This is a genomic window from Acinetobacter venetianus RAG-1 = CIP 110063, assembly GCF_000368585.1.
Lineage (GTDB): Bacteria > Pseudomonadota > Gammaproteobacteria > Pseudomonadales > Moraxellaceae > Acinetobacter > Acinetobacter venetianus.
Map to the genome: position 1 here is coordinate 470898 of NZ_KB849558.1, position 18618 is coordinate 489515.

Annotated in this window: 16 protein-coding genes; 4 read left to right on the forward strand and 12 right to left on the reverse strand. The window is 40.0% G+C overall.

All coding sequences use genetic code 11. The features are described 5' to 3' along the window. Positions 1 to 35 precede the first annotated feature (35 nt). The 3 genes from F959_RS07690 to F959_RS07700 form a co-directional block, all read right to left on the reverse strand. Positions 36 to 3179: an efflux RND transporter permease subunit gene (locus F959_RS07690; RefSeq protein WP_004878838.1), complete on the reverse strand. Its 3144-nt coding sequence runs from the start codon at positions 3177 to 3179 to the stop codon at positions 36 to 38. Between the two features lie 10 nt (positions 3180 to 3189). Further along, positions 3190 to 4371 carry an efflux RND transporter periplasmic adaptor subunit gene (locus F959_RS07695; RefSeq protein ID WP_004878840.1) on the reverse strand — a complete coding sequence of 394 codons (1182 nt, stop codon included), beginning with the start codon at positions 4369 to 4371 and terminating at the stop codon, positions 3190 to 3192. Between the two features lie 112 nt (positions 4372 to 4483). Further along, a complete protein-coding gene (locus tag F959_RS07700; protein ID WP_004878842.1) occupies positions 4484 to 4936 on the reverse strand; it encodes an Lrp/AsnC family transcriptional regulator in 453 nt (150 codons plus the stop codon). Between the two features lie 154 nt (positions 4937 to 5090). Between F959_RS07700 and F959_RS07705 the strand changes: the two genes are divergently transcribed. Further along, the gene (locus F959_RS07705; protein ID WP_004878844.1) at positions 5091 to 5708 is read left to right on the forward strand and encodes a LysE family translocator; all 618 of its coding nucleotides are present in this window, start codon (positions 5091 to 5093) and stop codon (positions 5706 to 5708) included. Positions 5709 to 5755: 47 nt separating this feature from the next. Here the strand turns inward: F959_RS07705 and dapC are convergent, their stop codons facing one another. From dapC to F959_RS07725, 4 genes are all read right to left on the reverse strand, one after another. Then, positions 5756 to 6925 carry a succinyldiaminopimelate transaminase gene (gene dapC, locus F959_RS07710; RefSeq protein ID WP_004878846.1) on the reverse strand — a complete coding sequence of 390 codons (1170 nt, stop codon included), beginning with the start codon at positions 6923 to 6925 and terminating at the stop codon, positions 5756 to 5758. A 64-nt stretch (positions 6926 to 6989) separates the two neighbouring features. Next, positions 6990 to 9656, reverse strand: coding sequence for a [protein-PII] uridylyltransferase (gene glnD / locus F959_RS07715; RefSeq protein ID WP_004878848.1), 2667 nt, complete (start codon positions 9654 to 9656; stop codon positions 6990 to 6992). Positions 9657 to 9726: 70 nt separating this feature from the next. After that, on the reverse strand, positions 9727 to 10944 hold the full coding sequence (gene purT / locus F959_RS07720; protein ID WP_171056597.1) for a formate-dependent phosphoribosylglycinamide formyltransferase: 1218 nt from the start codon (positions 10942 to 10944) through the stop codon (positions 9727 to 9729). Between the two features lie 120 nt (positions 10945 to 11064). Further along, positions 11065 to 11454, reverse strand: a complete 390-nt coding sequence (locus tag F959_RS07725; protein WP_004878852.1) for a tautomerase family protein — start codon at positions 11452 to 11454, stop codon at positions 11065 to 11067. A gap of 179 nt (positions 11455 to 11633) precedes the next feature. Here F959_RS07725 and F959_RS07730 point away from each other — a divergent pair, with 179 nt between their 5' ends. Then, positions 11634 to 12098: a hypothetical protein gene (locus tag F959_RS07730; RefSeq protein ID WP_029424882.1), complete on the forward strand. Its 465-nt coding sequence runs from the start codon at positions 11634 to 11636 to the stop codon at positions 12096 to 12098. A gap of 166 nt (positions 12099 to 12264) precedes the next feature. Then, entirely contained in the window at positions 12265 to 13395 is a 1131-nt protein-coding gene (locus tag F959_RS07735; RefSeq protein ID WP_004878856.1) for a CNNM domain-containing protein, read from the forward strand. Positions 13396 to 13431: 36 nt separating this feature from the next. Here F959_RS07735 and F959_RS07740 read toward each other — a convergent pair whose 3' ends face one another. Beyond that, entirely contained in the window at positions 13432 to 14136 is a 705-nt protein-coding gene (locus F959_RS07740; RefSeq protein WP_004878857.1) for a Crp/Fnr family transcriptional regulator, read from the reverse strand. A 106-nt stretch (positions 14137 to 14242) separates the two neighbouring features. Here F959_RS07740 and F959_RS07745 point away from each other — a divergent pair, with 106 nt between their 5' ends. Further along, complete coding sequence (locus tag F959_RS07745) at positions 14243 to 14776, forward strand: Mpo1 family 2-hydroxy fatty acid dioxygenase (protein WP_004878858.1); 534 nt, start codon at positions 14243 to 14245, stop codon at positions 14774 to 14776. Between the two features lie 78 nt (positions 14777 to 14854). On the opposite strand, the gene ychF is transcribed toward F959_RS07745, so the two are convergent. The 4 genes from ychF to F959_RS07765 form a co-directional block, all read right to left on the reverse strand. Then, positions 14855 to 15946: a redox-regulated ATPase YchF gene (gene ychF, locus F959_RS07750; RefSeq protein ID WP_004878859.1), complete on the reverse strand. Its 1092-nt coding sequence runs from the start codon at positions 15944 to 15946 to the stop codon at positions 14855 to 14857. Between the two features lie 94 nt (positions 15947 to 16040). Continuing rightward, positions 16041 to 16700, reverse strand: coding sequence for a methionine ABC transporter permease (locus tag F959_RS07755; RefSeq protein ID WP_004878861.1), 660 nt, complete (start codon positions 16698 to 16700; stop codon positions 16041 to 16043). After that, a complete protein-coding gene (locus tag F959_RS07760; RefSeq protein WP_004878864.1) occupies positions 16681 to 17751 on the reverse strand; it encodes a methionine ABC transporter ATP-binding protein in 1071 nt (356 codons plus the stop codon). Before F959_RS07760 ends, F959_RS07755 begins: the two co-directional genes overlap by 20 nt. Before the next feature lie 11 nt (positions 17752 to 17762). Further along, the gene (locus F959_RS07765) at positions 17763 to 18593 is read right to left on the reverse strand and encodes a MetQ/NlpA family ABC transporter substrate-binding protein (protein ID WP_004878866.1); all 831 of its coding nucleotides are present in this window, start codon (positions 18591 to 18593) and stop codon (positions 17763 to 17765) included. Positions 18594 to 18618 lie beyond the last annotated feature (25 nt).

Below are 18618 nucleotides of genomic sequence, written 5' to 3' on the forward strand. Positions count from 1 at the left end.
AGACGGTGATTAAACCGTCTTTTCTGAGTAAATGATTACGATGACTCAATCGGTTGCTGCTTGGTTTTTCTAAAACTATGCAATTTTCGATTGATATCATCAATGAATGTATATACCACAGGAATTACCAGTAAAGATAAGAATGTACTGGTAATTAATCCACCTATAACTGAGATTGCCATTGGCGCACGGAAACTTGGGTCTGTACCAATCCCAAGTGCAATGGGTAACATGCCAGCGCCCATTGCTAGCGTCGTCATGATGATCGGACGTGCACGCTTATGGCAGGCATCTAATAGGGCATTTATCCTAGAATATTCTTTTTCCTTTCTTGCAATAATCGCGTAGTCCACGAGCAGAATCGAGTTCTTACTTGCGATACCCATTAGCATAATCAGGCCAATTAAACTTGGCATAGAGAAACTACTTTTTGCTAAAAGGAGTAAAACAAATGCACCGCCGAGTGATAAAGGCAATGCAACCAAAATCGTAATTGGCTGTAAGAAGTCTTTGAATAGAAGGACTAAAACGACATAGATACAGAGTACGCCAGTTAACATTGCCAAGCCAAAGCTTGAGAATAACTCTTGCATGACTTCTGCATCACCGATGTTGGTGCGTTTTACTGTTGGTGGTAGATTTTTCATCGTTGGCAATTGATCAACTTTGGCAGCAACATCACCTAAAGGTTGATTGTTGAGTTCAATGTTGAAGTTAATGTTACGCAAACGATTGAAGCGATCAATTTGAGAAGGCCCACTTTCAATATTCACCTCCGCAATCGTACCGAGCATAATTGGACCACGACTACCTTTAACCATGAGCCGTTTCATGAGTTCCTGATCTTGACGTGCTTGTAACGGTAGTTTGATTACGATAGGAACTTGGCGTTGCGAGAGGTTGAGTTTCGCTAAGTTTTGATCAAAATCTCCCGCCGTCGCGATACGTAAAGTTTCAGCAATGTCATAAGTAGTAACACCTAAATCAGCGGCTTTCGCAAAATCAGGTCGAATCACCAACTCAGGTCGAATCAATGCAGCACTTGAAGTAATACTACCGATATTAGGAATCGTGCGTAATTCACGTTCTAGCTTACGTGCGGTTGACATTAAAGTTTCAGGATCATCACCTGAAAGTGAAAGTTGGTATTGGCTATTATTTCCAGCTAAACCAACTTGAATACGTGCTCCGGGCACAGGGGAAAGTCGTTGACGTATTTCATTTTCAATATCTTGTAAACTTGCGCTTCGATCTGATCGTTCTGTGGTTTGGATCGTTAGCGTTGCTTTACGAGGTTCTGTTGATGCACCACCCGCAAACGGATCAGTTCCCGCCGCACCACCACCAATCGTAGTGTAAATGCTTTTTATTTCAGGATGATCTTTAATTAAATCACGCGCATATTCCGCCGTTTTTAACGTATCGGCAAATTGTGAGCCTGGTGTTAGCTCAAGGCGGACTTGTGTTTGACCTGTATCTGGCGGTGGCACAAAGCCTGTTGGGAGTAATGGAATCAGCATCACTGAGCCAATAAAAAAGGCAATCGCACCGAATAGGGTAACCCAACGATGATTTAGACACCAAGTCACTAAACTCATATAGCCACGCATAACATGTCCATCTTTAGAACGATCATGGGCTAATCGAGTTGTTCCTTGGTCATTTAAAGCAATTTGATTTTCTTCAGTTGTGTCTATTTTGCCCACCCAAGGCTTGAGAATATATGCAGACATCATTGGGGTCAGTAGGCGAGCGACGAGTAATGATGCAAAGATCGCAAGCGCAGCAGTCCAACCAAATTGAACAAAGAATTTACCGGCTATACCGCTCATAAATGCAGTTGGTAAGAACACTGCAATCAAGGTGAATGTCGTTGCAATGACAGCGAGGCCAATTTCATCAGCAGCTTCCATTGCTGCTTCGTAAGGTGTTTTACCCATCCTCAAATGTCGAATGATATTTTCAATTTCAACAATTGCATCATCGACCAAGATGCCGACAACCAAGGACATTGCAAGTAGGGTTACGGTATTTAGTGTAAATCCAAAGTAATACATACCAATCATGGCAGGTAGGATTGAAAGTGGTAGAGCGGTTGCAGCAATAATTGTTGCTCGCCAATCACGTAAGAATAACCAAACCACTAAAATCGCTAAAATTGCACCTTCATATAACAGTGACATTGATCCTTTGTAGTTATCAGCTACAGGTTTTACGAAGTTAAATGCTTCTGTAATTTTTATATCAGGGTGCGCAGCTTTGAGTTTATCCAGTGCTTCGATTACGCCTTTTTCAACATCGACTTCACTTGCACCTTTACTGCGAGTGATTTCAAAACCAATAACAGGTTTGCCATTTAACAGTGCTGCGGAGCGTCTTTCAGCAATGCCATCATGAATTTTTGCAACTTGATCTAAGCGAATATGACGTCCATCACTTAGTGCAATATCCATTGAACCAATTTCATCAGCAGTTTTTACCGTTGCAATGGTACGAATGGACTGTTCGCTACCCCCAATCTTGGTTTGACCACCAGAAGCATCTTGCTGTGTTAGTCTAAGTTGGCGTGTAATATCTGTTGCCGTTGCATTCAGTGCTAACAGTTTTTCTGGATCAAGTTCTACTTCAACTTGGCGGGTAACACCGCCAACGCGAGAAACAGCTCCAACACCTTTAACTTGAAGCATCGCACGCGAGATATCATAGTCTACAAACCATGACAGGGCTTCTTCATCCATCTTCGGAGATTGGATGGTATATGTGAGAATAGGAGAGCCGGATAGATTAATTTTACTAACAATTGGATCTCTTAAATCAGCAGGAAGATCAGAGCGAACTTGTGAAACAGCGTTGCGCACATCATCAACGGCTTCTTGTAAGGGTTTCTCTAATTGAAATTCGGCTGTGACAGTTACTACACCATCTTGAATTTTAGTGTATTGATTTCTTAATCCTTGTAAGGTTGCTATTGAGTTTTCTATTTTTCGGGCAACTTCTGTCTCAAGTTGTGGTGGTGCTGCACCGGGAAGTGCTGCCGTGACAGTCACCATCGGTAATTCAATGTCTGGAAACTGTTGGATTTTCATCCAGTGAAAACAAAGTAGACCTGCCAAACCCAACATAATGAAGAGCAGAATGCCGGGAATCGGATTTCGGATTGACCAAGCGGAGAAATTCATTTTAATTCTCCTATTCGGTTACAAGCTGTTTGGTCAATGGTGTTTCAGGAATATCTTTAGCGATCGTCACCAAATCACCATCGGTTAAGAAGCCTGTGCCTGATGAAACGAGTTTGACATTACTATTTGCCAAATCTAAGATTTCAACCCGATCACCAACGCGACGTCCAACAGAAACTTTCTGTTGGCTGACACGGTTTTGCTGATCGACGATAAATATATAAGAAAAGCCATCGCGTAACAGCAACGCAGTCTGTGGAATCGTGAGCGCCGATTTTTGGCCTAAATCAAATTCGCCTTTTACAAACATGCCCATCCGAACAGCTTGTGTTGTTGGTAGGTCAACATAAACCAAGCCATAACGAGTCTGCGGATCAATCACAGGAGCAATCATACGCACCTTACCTGAAACTGCTGGTTGAGCTGGATCAGGAGAGAAGACACGAGCATTCATGCCTTCTTTTAACTTGTATAAATCTTCAGAAGTGACTTCAGCACGCCACTCCAATCGCTGATCTCTGATCAGGCGGAATAGCTCTTGACCTGTTTGAGCAAGTGATCCAACAGTAGCGGTACGTGCTGAGATGACACCATTGTCTGGTGCGACAATCTGAGTCTGAGCTAAACGAAGCTGATTACTATCTATTTGTGCTTTCGCAGCATCAAGACGAGCTTGAGCAGTCGCTTGCGAGGTTTGATATTGGGTGGATTCTTGTGCAGAAATCGCACCTGTATTTTTAAGTTGCTGGATGCGTTTATTATTGGTAATTGCATCGGCTAAAACTGCCTGTGCTTCTGTATAGCTTGCTTTTGCAGCCGCTAAATCGGCTCGAATCGTATCGCTATTGATTTCGGCCAGAACTTGCCCACGACGAACTTTATCGCCTACATTGACATTAACCTTTGTTAGTCGTTGTCCCGAAAGCTCACTACTAATAACAACTTCTTGCCAAGCTGCGATATTTCCATTGGCTGTAAAGGTTTGCTTCCAGTTCTGAACTTCTGGTTGAATTACCGTTACTGTTAATGCAGCCTTAGGCGATAAATTGCCATCGTTTTGATCTTTGTTTTTGGCTGTATTTTTATCAGCCTTAACTTGCCAAATCACGACACCGATCATTAAAATTACGATGATGATTGCTAATATAAACCAAACTTTTTTCTTAGTTTTCTGAGGAGTTTGAGAAGCCATCTTTCCATAGTTAACTTAATATTGATGGCTAAGTATAGACGAAGATTTCAACAGATGGTCAATCACGGATGGATGGATGCAAAAATTAATAGATGCACACCATCCGTTTTAGTTAGAGCGGTAGCAAACGATTGGTCACTACATTTTTCATCACAATAGTTGAGGTTAATCGTTGAACATTAGGCAGTGCAGATAAGCTATCATCATAAAGTTTTTGGAAGCTGGCTAAGTCTTTAGCTACGACATGTAATAAATAGTCTGGATTGCCAAATAAGCGTTGAGCTTGAATCACATTAGCAATATCACTGACTTTCTCTTCAAAATTTGATAAGGCTTTCTTATCACCATCTTTTAACGTCACGAAAATAATCGCGGAAAAATTAAAGCCAATTTGCGAAGCATCCAGATCAGCATGATAGCCTTTAATAATTCCCAGTTCTTCTAATGCCTTCACTCGACGGTGACAAGGGGATAGGCTTAAGCCAACCCTTTCAGCGAGTTCTGTAACAGATAATCGCCCATTGGCTTGAAGTTCAGCAAGAATTTTCTTATCAGTGCGATCCATATAGAAGAATTTACCCTATAGCTTTTAAAATGTAGAAACATTTGAAAGAACATTTCCATCATTAAAGCATATTCTCTCAAACCAGTCTTCACCATTTGGTGAAAAATAAATTCTGATTTCAAAAGTAATTTGCTTTGCTGCTCTAGGTGCAATTATGGAAATGAATGTTGTTCTTGCTTTCTGGTGTGTTTCCATTTTATTTGTCTTAACACCTGGGGCGGATTGGGCGTATGCGATTTTGGCAGGTATAAAGGGTAAATTTATCGTCACTGCTGTTACAGGTTTGGTGCTGGGGCATTTTATTGCCATTCTCTGTGTTGCTGCTGGAGTGGGGGCTTTGCTCAGCCATTATCCTGTTTTGTTAACAGGGCTGACCATTGCAGGTGCATGCTATTTGTTGTGGATGGGGATAAATTTACTGATTAAACCTGCTGTTATTTCAAATCATTCAGATCAAAATGTTGCATTAGATTCTGCTAAATTATGGTTGATTAAAGGTATTGGAATTAGTGGCTTAAATCCAAAGGTTTTATTACTTTTCTTTGCTTTACTACCACCATTTATTCATCCGCAAATGGCATTGTCTCCAACCGCGCAAATCATGTCACTTGGGGTCATTCATTTAATTAGTTGTGCGATTGTCTACGTTTTAGTTGGGTTTGCTGCAAAGAAACTATTAAGTACCCGACCTTATGCGGTCAAAATTGTTAGTCGAATTTCAGGAGGGCTTATGGTAATGATTGGATTGATTTTAATTGTAGGTCAGAGTTAGTCCGTGATAAAAGAATCCACGTTGTTACGTGGATTCTTAATAGTAGGCTATAAAATATTTTTCAAGCGTTTAACAACTTCTTCACATTGCGCTAGATCTGCGACCAATGCCATACGGACATGACCTTCACCCGGATTACCTTGTTCTGTATCACGAGATAAATAACGCCCAGGTAAAACTTTAATATTGGCTTTTTCTAGGAGTAATTTTGCAAAAGTTTCGTCATTATCCACTTTCAGCCAATAGTAGAAGCCCGCATCAGGTTTTTGCAATGGAAGTAAATGTCCAAGTTCAGATTGGAATAACTCAAACTTTGCACGGTATTGCTTACGATTTTCTTCAACATGTGTTTCATCATCCCAAGCAGCAATAGATGCTAATTGATGCTGCACTGGCATTGCCGCGCCATGATAAGTACGATATTGCAAATATGGTTTTAACAAAGCCGCATCACCTGCAACAAAACCAGAACGCATACCCGGCAAATTTGAGCGTTTAGAAAGTGAGTGGAATACGATACAGTTTTTATAATCGTCTCGTCCTATTTCTGCGCACACTTCTAGTAGACCAATAGGTGCTTGATCAAACCAAAGCTCTGAATAGCATTCATCAGAAGCAATTACAAAGTTGTATTGATCTGAAAGTGCAATCAGCTTTTTAAATTGTTCTTTTGATAACACTGCACCCGTTGGATTGCCCGGTGTACATACAAATAATAATGCTGTTTTTTCCCAAACTTCAGCAGGAACAGCATCAAAATCACCTAGATATCCATTTTCTTCTGTACAGTTAATGAAGTAAGGTTTTGCGCCTGAGAGCAATGCCGCACCTTCATAAATCTGATAGAAAGGATTTGGCATAACGATATAAGGTGCATCTTCGCGCTTAATTAATGCTTGAACAAAAGAAAAAATACCTTCGCGTGTACCAGAAACAGGCAAGATATGATCTTCTGCACTAATTTGATTCAATTTGAAGCGCTGAGTGAGCCATTTTGCAATACTTTGACGCAGTTCAGGTAAGCCTTTGCTATTTGGATAAGTCGATAAATGTGCAAAATTTGCAATAATCGCTTGTTTAACGAACTCAGGCGCAGGATGTTTTGGCTCACCAATTGATAGTGGAATCAAAGGCAGATTTGCAGGTTGCACATCTTTGAAAAGTTGGTTTAACTTTTCAAATGGATAAGGATGCAATAGAGACAAGCTGGAGTTCATTTAAACAATTACCCAAGATAAGTGTGGAGAATCCTTCTTTTGAAAAGAAGGATTCAGTAGGATTCTAAGATGGATTACAAATTTGATTAGATGCTTCATCTAAAGCAGCTTTCAAGGTTTCCGCAAAAAGTTTAACTTCTTCGTCATTCAGCAGTACACCATTTTTCTTGGTGACAAAGAAAATATCTTCCGCACGCTCGCCCAACGTTGCAATTTTGGCTGAGTGAATATCGAGACCTTGCAACATAAATAACGCACCAATACGCGCTAACAAACCCGGTTGATCGAGTGTAGAAATTTCTACCATATGTTGTTGTAAGGCTGGGTTAAGTACGATATCAACTGTATTTTGAATGTCAAAATGACGTAAATGACGAGGAATCCGACGTTGCATGATCCCCGGATACTGATCTGAATGACTCAATGCATCGACCAGTGCAGATTTAACTTTTCGTTCACGTTCAGGGTCTGTCAATAATGTGCCGAAACGATCGAGTACCAAGTAAGTATCTAAACTAAAATCTGTACTTGCCGTGATAATTTTTGCGTCTTGAACATCGAGATTCATGCGATCCAATACAGCAACGGTTGTTGCAAAGAGATTTGCTTGATCGCGAGTGTAGATAAAGATTTGCACTGCATCTTGTGCTGCATTTCGATGTGCACGTAACAAGACCAACGGCTCTGGATTATCACCGTGTTGTAAAATAGCTTGCGTGTGCCATGCAATTTCATTGGCAGATTCTTTTACGAAATATTCATCACCAAGTTCTTGCCAAACTTTTTCGACTTCGGCTAATGAAAAATCATTTACAAGCAATTCACTGGCAGCGAATTTAGTATCTTCAATGAGCATTTGATAATCAACAGGTCGGCCTAAACCAGAACGAATGACATCACGCGCATAGGTGTAGAGTTGACGCATCAATGAAGCACGCCATGTATTCCAAAGCTTAGGATTTGTGGCATTAATATCTGCAACAGTCAATGTGTACAAGTAGTCTAAGTGCTCCATGTCACCGACTTTTTCAGCGAACTCTTTGACTTCATCAGGGTCAGAAATATCTTTTTTCTGTGCAGTAAGTGACATCAGTAGGTGATTGTTGATTAACCATGCAACGAGTTTACATTCACGTTCAGTAAAGCCATGCGTGCGGCAGAATTCAATTGCATCGATTGCCCCGAGTTCACTGTGATCACCACCGCGACCTTTGGCAATATCATGGAAAATTGCTGCTAAATAAACAATGTCATGTCGAGCAATACGTTGGAATACTGAACTGACGACAGGGAAGTCTTTAGCAAACTCAGGTTCTTTAAAACGACTGAGGTTACGTAGTAAAAGTAGGGTATGGGCATCGACGGTATAAATATGGAAAAGATCGTATTGCATCAATCCCATAATTTGCCCGAAAGCGGGAATATAATTGCCTAGAACACCATATCGTTTCATCGCAACCATAGTGTCGTATAATCGATGTGGTGAGCGAATAATCGACATAAACAAGGCTTGGTGTTCAGGATTGTCACGGAAACGTTGATCGATACGTTTTGCAGCTAAAACTAACAAGCGTAAGGTACGGGCACGAATACCTGTAATTTCTGGGCGATTTGCAAGTAGATAAAAGATTTCTAAAATTGCACTTGGTTCTTCAGAGAAAACCTTATGGTGTTGAACAGCAAGTTTGCCATCTACAATTTTGAAACGATCATTAATGTCTTCAATTTCACGTTCATAATCGGTCAAACGTGGCGTAATCACTGATTCATTGAAGTAGGCGAGTAGCATTTCGTTTAAAGTAGAAATTTGCTGAGCAGTCCGATAATAACGCTTCATGAACTGTTCAACAGCGAAATTGACAGGCTGACCTTCTTCACGCACATAGCCAAATTTTGCAGCAATGTCACGTTGATATTCAAACAATAATCGATTTTCATCACGCTTGGCTAAACGATGTAAATGGGTACGAATTTCCCATAAAAAGCTTTCAGCTTCTTCGAGAACTCCCAGCTCAAACTCAGTAATAAAACCGAGATGTACAAGGTCATAGATACGATTGACACGGAAATGGCGCTTAGCAATCCAACCGATTTGATTAATATCTCTGATACCGCCGGGTGCATTTTTAATATCAGGTTCTAAATTGCTTTCAGTATTGTTGTGCTGCGCATATCTTTTTGCTTGCTCTTGCATTTTGGCATCATAGAAAGTTTTATCCGTCCATGTTTGCGCAACGATACGACGTGGCCATTTAGCAAGTTGTTCATTGCCTGTTATCAGACGAGCTTCAATCAGTGTGGTTGCAACAGTTAGATCATTTGCAGCTTGATCTACGCAGTTTTGAATGGTACGAACACTGGTACCCGGTTTAAAATTTCCAACATCCCAAAGTGATGAAATAAAAGCAGAAATGAGTTTACCTTGCTCCTCACTAATTTCATCTTCTGATAAAATCATAATGTCGGTATCTGAATAAGGCAGCATTTCACGGCGGCCATAACCGCCGACAGCAAATAAACCTAATTCAGTTTGATCTAAACCTGCGTGATTCCATAAAAAAATCAGAGCTTCATCAATAGAGTTTGATCGAGCTTTGATGACTTCACGGATAGGTTGTCCATTTTCATAACTCTCTTGTAATTGTTTCTCTACTTCTGTTCGCCATTGATTAATGGCTTGAATATCATGATGACTGGTGACGTAGTTCAACAATGGAGATGTATTGATCATGAAAATGTTCTTCTATCAAAGTCTTTCTTTATCCTGAAACCACTTGATTGTGGCTCAGGATTCAGGTGGTTTAAGCGTTTGTTTGAACACTCACTTGGTCAGCGGCATGTTGTGCCAACTCACGCGCTAAATCTGTATTTTCGGCACGCGCTGTTGCAACACCCATACGACGGCGTTTGAAGCCTTCTGGTTTTCCAAATAAGCGTAAATCTGTATTCGGATTTGCCAAAGCAAGATCTAAGCCAGTAAAGCTAAGATTTTTCGCATCTACACCTGCATAGATCACTGCACTTGCAGCAACACTATGGCGCTCTGTATTTACAGGTAAACCTAAAATTGCACGCGCATGTAATTCAAATTCGCTTTGGAATTGAGAAGCTAAAGTCACTAAGCCTGTGTCATGTGGGCGAGGCGATACTTCGCTAAACCAAACTTTATCGCCTTTTACGAATAACTCTACACCAAAAATACCGCAACCGCCTAAAGCAGTTGTTACTTTATTTGCAATACGTTTTGCTTCATCTAAAGCCGCAGCTGTCATTGGTTGAGGTTGCCAACTTTCAACATAATCACCCGCATCTTGACGGTGACCAATCGGATCACAGTAATGGGTTTCGATTTCGGTAGTTTCAGGATTTTTGGCGCGAACAGTTAAAAGCGTAATTTCAAAATCGAAGTCAATTTGAGACTCGATAATCACAGTCCCTTGATTTACGCGGCCACCTTGCATCGCATAATCCCAAGCAGCATCGACTTCATCAAAGCTTTTTACGCGAGATTGACCTTTACCTGATGAAGACATAACAGGTTTAACGAAATTTGGATAACCAATATCATCACAAGCCGCGCGGAAGCTTTCTAAAGTACTTGCAAAACGGTAAGCAGATGTTGGCAGTCCTAACTCTTCTGCAGCTAAGCGACGAATACCTTCACGGTTCATGGTGAGGTTGACAGCTTTTGCTGATGGAATGACTGTAGCTGTTTGACTCTGTTCAATTTCAACTAAAACCTCAGTTGCAATCGCTTCGATTTCAGGGACAATTAAATTGGGTTTTATTTCTTCGATAAGTTTTTTTAATTCAACAGGATCAGCCATATTCAATGTATAAGAATAATGTGCTACTTGCATTGCAGGTGCGTGATCATAGCGATCAGCTGCATGAACTTCGACACCTAAGCGTTGTAAAGAAATAACAACTTCTTTCCCAAGCTCTCCAGAACCTAACAGTAAAACCTTAAATGCAGAAGATTGAAGTGGAGTTCCAAGAGTGACGCTCATGCGAATAATCCTATCCTGAGTAATTTGTGTTTAAGCATAGCAGAACTTGTTGCTGAGTTAAGCTTGTGTGATACAAAAAAAGTTGTTTTTGTTAGACAAAAAAGATGATCTAAATCTGTTTTTTCAGAATTAGACATTGACTTGGTAATTCAGCAGAAGTTCATTAGCATTTTGACCTCGAATTCCCCAATTACTTCTAGGTGTTTCAAATATTGTAATTTCAATGTCTTGTGCTGAAATACCACAGTGTTGATAAATATTAGAAAATAGAGTTTGGATCAGTTTTTTCTTGGCTTCGATTGTCCGACCTTCGAACATTGATATCTCAATAATGGTGTAGTGATCACTACGATCTGTAGGATAAATAAAGTCATCTGTTTCAAGACGGATAAAGCGCTGAAACCTCTTTTCAATTGGATAATTTAAGCTTTCGACCAAGGCATCATGAATAGCTTCAGAAAGTAAGTTTCGGTATTGATCAATCGTTTTGCTCAATGCATAAATTTTGATTTGTGACATGAATATATGATTCCAAGTGATTTAATTATTTTGAAGACAATTATGGGTCTAACCTTAGCATAAAATTGATAAATCTCAGGTTGATCAGACTTCGATGATAAAAAGGTAACAATGATTGAGTATTGCAACTGAATTGACTAGGATTATGGGCAAATGTTTCATCGACGATTTGGTTAGATATGTTGAACAGAAAAACTCATCTTGTGGCTTTGATGCTATGCAGTACAGTTCTAATGACTGCATGCGGGAACTCAAATAATGAAGCTGAAAAAAAGGTTGAAATTAAACCAGCACCAAAATTGAGTAATGATGCGACAACATATGCAAATGCAGCATGGGATTTAATCAATCAAATTGATCCAATTGTTTATCAGAAACAAACAACAGAAATCGAAGATAAAGTAAGAAAACCATTGCGTCAGCTTAGTACAGATTGGCGTATTAATGTGAAAATGACTGATTCGGTGACGGAAGGGAAATATGCCTTATGTCGTAAGGCTTTAACAAGTTTGGATACTTGGGCGAGAGAAGTAAAAGACAATCCAACCGCTTCGAGCCAAAAACAAGCTGACTACGAGCGTGATAAGGCACAGTGTAAAGATGCAATTGATAATCCAGCGTTAGGCAATACTTCTCCGAAGTAAAACTAAAACTGACTACGATAAATATTGCTATTTTTTAAGTAAAAGATAGTAATATTTTTAGAATAGATACAAAATATATCCAAAGAATTGACTTGGTTATGGGTAAACCGTAGGATGAATTTCCTAAGTTATATAAGGAATCTGTGGTTAAAAACCAAGTTCGCATATGGATACTCCCAGTTTAATTTCTGAAACCGTTCATCAATTTTCATTCGCTTCCATTTTTCATGGCGATCTTTTGCTTTTACTGCTGTATGTCGTTTTAGCATTACTTTTTTCTTTTTTGTGTTCGATTGCAGAAGCAACATTATTAAGTATCACACCAAGCTACATTGCGAGGCTTAAAGAGACCAAGCCTAAAAAGGCTGAGCAATTAAGACGCTTGAAAGAAGACAATATTGACCAATCATTGGCTGCTATTTTAACCGTCAATACCATTGCACATACAGTCGGTGCGATTGGTGCAGGCGCAAAAGCAACGTCTGTTTTTGGTGAGGTTTGGTTTGGTGTTTTCTCCGCAGTAATGACCTTACTCATCCTGTTTGTTTCGGAAATTGTTCCAAAAACATTAGGTGCGGTGTATTGGCGTCAACTTGCTGGACCAACTGGCGTTTATGTTAATTTCTTAATTAAAGCCATGTATCCTTTAATCGTGATCTCGGAAAAGTTAACTAAGTTAATTTCTGGCGGTACCAAAGCAAATCAGTTTAGTCGTGATGAGTTTGTTGCGATGGCTGGGATTGGTAAAGAAGAAGGCATGTTGAATGATCGAGAGTCTAAAATCATTCGAAATCTTTTCCTCTTTAAATCTTTGGATGCGAGCACTGTCATGACGCCTCGTGTAGTAGTGTCGGCATTACAAAAAGATTTAACAGTTGATGAAGTTTTATCTGCCCCAAAAAGCTCAAATTTTTCAAGACTGCCAATTTATGATCAAGACTTGGATAGCGTTGTTGGCTTTGTTTTGCGTGAAGATTTATTGGTTGCAAAGAACCAAGGTCAGGGTAGTCGAATAATTAGCGACTTCAAAAGAGAAATTGTTACGGTTATGGCAAAAACACCATTATCAAAATTAATGGAAGTTTTGTTGGAACAAAGACAACATATTGCATTGGTCGTGGGTGAGTTTGGAGATACTAAAGGGGTCGTTACTTTAGAAGATGTCGTTGAAACATTGCTAGGTATCGAGATTCTCGATGAGGGCGACAAAGTAGAAGATATGCAGAAACTTGCTCGACAACTATGGGTGAAAAGGGCTGAAAAAATTGGCATTTATTTAGAACCGCCAACACAATAATCAATAAAAGTGTGTCAGCCTAATTGGTTGGCATGCTTATTCTGTAAAAAATCCTGAGGATGCCAGCATCCTCAACCCCTCTAAATTCAGCACTTCTATTTTTTTAAATCCAAGCTGAATTACACCTTGTTTTTCAAATACATTGAGTTCTTGATTTACCGTTTGTCTTGATACAGTCAGCATATTGGCAAGTTGGTCTTGAGAAATATGGATGTTCAAATCTTGAATACTGGATCGATTGCCATAACCCTCTAAAATAAACAGCAATCGTTGTGCTAAGCGCTGGGTTATGCTTTGGGTCTGAATCGCAATTTGCTCTAAAAATACATAGCGGAGTTTTTGGCTAGTCAGCAAAGCAAAGTAATACCAATAATACGGATGTTGATCTAATAGTTGCTTCAGGGGTTCGGCAGGAATTTGAAGAACAACACTTCTTTTTAAGGCAATTGCATCATGCGAGCGAGGTTGTTTGTCGATTAAGGAGATTTCGCCAAACCACATGATTGGTTCTGCGATTGCAGCAATTGCTTCATTACCATTGACATCAATATATCCCAAGCTGATAGAGCCTTCTAAAACACCATAGACACCATCAAACTTGTCTTGGGCATTAAATACAGCAGTATTTTTTTCTACAGATTGCTTTTTACTGTGCTCAATAATGAACTCTTGAAACGGCTTGTCTAAGCGACTAAACCAAGAATTTTGCTGTAAATGCTGGATATATGCATGTTCTAACACAATCATTCCTTTGTAAATATGAATCCATTTGTCAGCTACATGACAACTTCACTTTGATTTTTCTAATAGATTAATAGCATAACTGAATTGATCTGAGGAAAATAAAATGACAAATTTGGAACGTCTATTGAGTCAGTATGCAGCTTATCATTTAGACAGAAATAATATTGTGACCCATTTTGTGGGTATTCCATTAATTGTTTTTTCTATTCTATGCTTAAGTGCTCGGGCTGCAGTTGATATATCTGGCTTTTCGGTCACTTTGGCTATCATACTCATAGTTTTAAGTAGCGTTTACTATCTTTCATTAGATAAGTTATTTGGCATTTTGATGCTTATTCTATTTGTCTTGGTTTATCCATTGGCTATCAAAATTGCTGCATTGTCGATGTGGAGTTGGTTGGGCGCTAGCATTGGTATTTTTTTGGTGGGATGGGTATTCCAATTCATCGGGCATTATTTTGAGAAGAAAAAGCCAGCCTTTGTTGATGATCTGATTGGTCTAGCAATCGGACCATTATTCGTCTTGGCAGAGTTTGTATTCTTACTGGGCTTCCGTAAATCATTACATCAACGTATTTTAAAAGAAGCACAAATGAAACGTGCTGAAATGGATATGAAACCGCAAATAGTGTCTTAAATCGAAGTCTAAAATATCAATCAAATAAAAACCGCCAATAAGATCATTATTGGCGGTTTTTTAGATTAGAAAATCGATTTATACGTTAAAACGGAAGTGTAAAACATCGCCATCTTGAACGATGTAAGTCTTACCTTCTAAACGCCATTTACCAGCTTCTTTAGCGCCATTTTCACCGTTATATTGAATGAAGTCGTCATAAGCCACACACTCAGCACGGATAAAGCCTTTTTCGAAGTCAGTATGAATGACACCAGCCGCTTGTGGCGCAGTTGCTCCGACTTTAACTGTCCAAGCACGAACTTCTTGTACACCCGCAGTGAAATAGGTTTGTAGGCCTAGCAGTTTATAACCTGCACGAATCACAACATTTAAGCCTGGTTCTTCCATACCCATCGCTTCCAAGAATTCAGCGCGATCTTCATCTTCTAATAATGAAATTTCAGCTTCGATTTGGTTGCAAAGTGGTACAACAATGGCATTTTCTTCAGCAGCGAGTTTTTGTACTGCTTCAAGATGTGGGTTATTTTCAAAACCGTCTTCTGCAACGTTAGCAATATACATGGTTGGTTTAAGTGTCATTAAACCAAAACCGCGAACCGCTTTACGTTCGTCATCAGACAGGTCAGCTGCACGCGCTGGTTTACCTTCATCAAGCAAAGGTTGGATTTTTTCTAAAACTGCTTTGGTTGCAAGCGCTTCTTTATCACCACCTTTTGCTGCTTTAGTTAAACGTAACAAAGCTTTTGCAACGGTATCAAGGTCAGCAAGTGCAAGTTCAGTGTTAATAGTTGCGATATCATCTAATGGGTCAATTTTACCATTTACGTGAATCACGTTTTCATCTTCAAAACAACGAACCACATGCGCAATTGCATCAGTTTCACGGATGTTTGCAAGGAATTGGTTACCCAAACCTTCACCTTTTGAGGCACCAGCAACCAAACCTGCGATGTCAACGAATTCCATTGTGGTTGGTAAGATGCGCTGTGGTTTTACAATTGCAGCAAGTTTATCTAAGCGTGAATCTGGAACAGGTACAATCCCTGTATTTGGTTCAATGGTACAGAACGGAAAGTTTTCAGCTGCAATCGCTGCCTTTGTTAATGCATTAAATAATGTAGATTTACCTACGTTTGGCAGACCAACAATACCGCAATTAAAACCCATGAAACCACTCACAAATGTGTTATATAAAAATTGCTGCTGATTTTACATGAAAGCCATGACAAAGTCATGGCTAGAGCAGATTATCAATTCGACATTAAACTTTGCGTTTATCCAGCTGTTTGGCAATATGATCACCTGTACTTTGCACCAATATCACTAAAACAATAAGAACTAAAATCACGGCTAACATCACTTGCATATCAAAACGCTGATAGCCATAGCGATAGGCAATATCACCGAGTCCACCCGCACCAATCGCACCTGCGATAGCAGAAGAACTGATCATGGTGACAATGGTCACAGTAAAGCCTGCGATGATGCCTGATAATGCTTCGGGAAGTAGTACGTGCCAAAGAATCTGTTTGCGGTTACAGCCCATGGCTTGTGCGGCTTCAATCAGACCTTGATCGACTTCACGTAAGCTGACTTCTGCAATACGTGCAAAGAAGGGAATGGCAGCAATGGTTAAGGGTACAATCGCGGCTAATACGCCATAGCTAGTGCCGACAATCCAGCGGGTAAATGGAATCAATGCCACCATTAAAATCAGGAAAGGGACAGAACGGGTAATGTTAATGATCCAGCCTAAGGACTGATTTATTTTCTTAGATGGATAGATACCAAAATCTGCAGTACTCACCAAAATTAAGGCTATTGGCAGACCAATTAAAAAGGCAATAAAGGCAGAAACCCCTACCATCACTAAGGTGTCGATTGTGCCTGTCAGTAATAGATCAATGAGTTGATTGTACATAACCGATCACCTCAAGTTGTGTAATGGCAGGGTGTTTTTCAAATTGTGCATCATTTAAGTCAAATTCGAGATTGCGAATCCCGATGATCAATGAGCCGATAGTACGCTGCTGAATGCTATCAATTTGACTGTAATACACTTGAACTGGACTATTAAAACTGCCCAGCAATTCATACAGATCAGGAACCGATTTCGATTCACTTACATATTTGAGTTTTAAAATCTGCTGTGTGGTGTGCTGATCAGCAGATTGGCTCAGCTCAAAGGGTAAATTCACTTGTTCAAAATTGAGTAATTCCTGCGTGATTTGTTGTTGCGGATTGGAAAATACCGACCAGACTTGCCCAGCTTCAACAATTTCACCCTGATCAATTACGATGACTTGATCGCAAATTTCTTGGATGACCTGCATTTCATGGGTGATCAAGACAATGGTTAAACCAAGGTCTCGGTTGATTTGTTTTAATAAGGACAGAATATTGGCGGTACTCTCAGGGTCGAGTGCCGAGGTAGCTTCATCACAGAGCAGGATTTCAGGCTGAGAAACCAAGGCCCGCGCGATACCGACACGTTGTTTTTGCCCACCAGACAGTTGAGCAGGGTAATCATTTCGCTTTGCCTCTAATCCCACCAGCGTCAGTACCTCACTGACCTGTTGTTCGATCTCAGCCTTTTCATAACCCGCAATACGTAGCGGTAAAGCCACATTTTCCCACACGGTTTTGGCTGACATTAAATTAAAGTGCTGAAAAATCATGCCAATTTTTTGTCGTGTTTTGATCAGTTCAGCATGACCCAATTCAGCAATATTCTGCTGGTGAATCAAAATACTGCCTGTATCAATCGCTTCAAGACCATTCAAGGTACGGATCAGTGAGGATTTACCCGCACCACTTTTCCCGATAATGCCAACAATCTGTGCTTTGGGAATATCCACATTAATGTCTTTTAATGCATGTAAGCGTTGGCCCTGTACATCATAAAACTTATTTAAACCGCGTATTTTCAGATGCGGGACTGAAAAATTGACCTGTGAACCAAAACTCACCATGATTGTTCTCCTTATTTCCAACCTGGGAACCACAACGTTGGACCGAAATCGCTATCCAATGCAGCTTTGACCTTCGGTGAGTTTTGATAAATCTCGACAAATTTCTGTAGTTTATTATCCTTGTCCTGATAGTCATCACGAACCACAAATAAAATCGCATAACGTTTATTGGTGTTGTCATCAAACAATAAGGCACTTTCAGGATCAGTCGTCTTAGCTAAACGTAAGTAATGTGGATAGCCAAAAGCGAGATCAACATCATCAATGGCTCGTGCAGTTTGCGGGCCTTCAACTTCGGTAAATTTCAGGTTCTTCGGATTCGCTGTAATATCTTTAAGTGCAGAAAGATGATTGTTGCTGTCTTTCAGCTCAATCAACTTGGCTTGTTGCAATAGCAATAAAGCACGCCCTTGATTAACTGGATCATTGGGAATGGCAACCGTTGCACCATTCGGGAGTTCATCGAAACTTTTATATTTTTTTGAATACAGTCCCACATGCGAAGCCGCACCTGCAGCAAATGACTTTAATTTAAAGCCAGTTTCTTTAATGGCATTATCCAAAAAAGGTTGATGCTGAAAAAAGTTCGCATCGATATCACCATGATTTAAAGTGATGTTAGGCGTATTCCAGTCGGAAAACTCAACCAATTTGACATTCAAACCTTGCTGTTTGGCTTCATCTGCTGCAACTTGCAGTGGATGAGCAAAAGAAGGACTAATCCCAATCACCAGTTCACTGCTATGGTTCTGTCTTTGTTTATTCCAAATCAATAAGGCAATAATCGCAACAACAACGACAAGGCCAATACCCAACCATTTTTTAGAGGCTGTTTGAGCCATATATTTCTCCAATTCTTTTATTAAA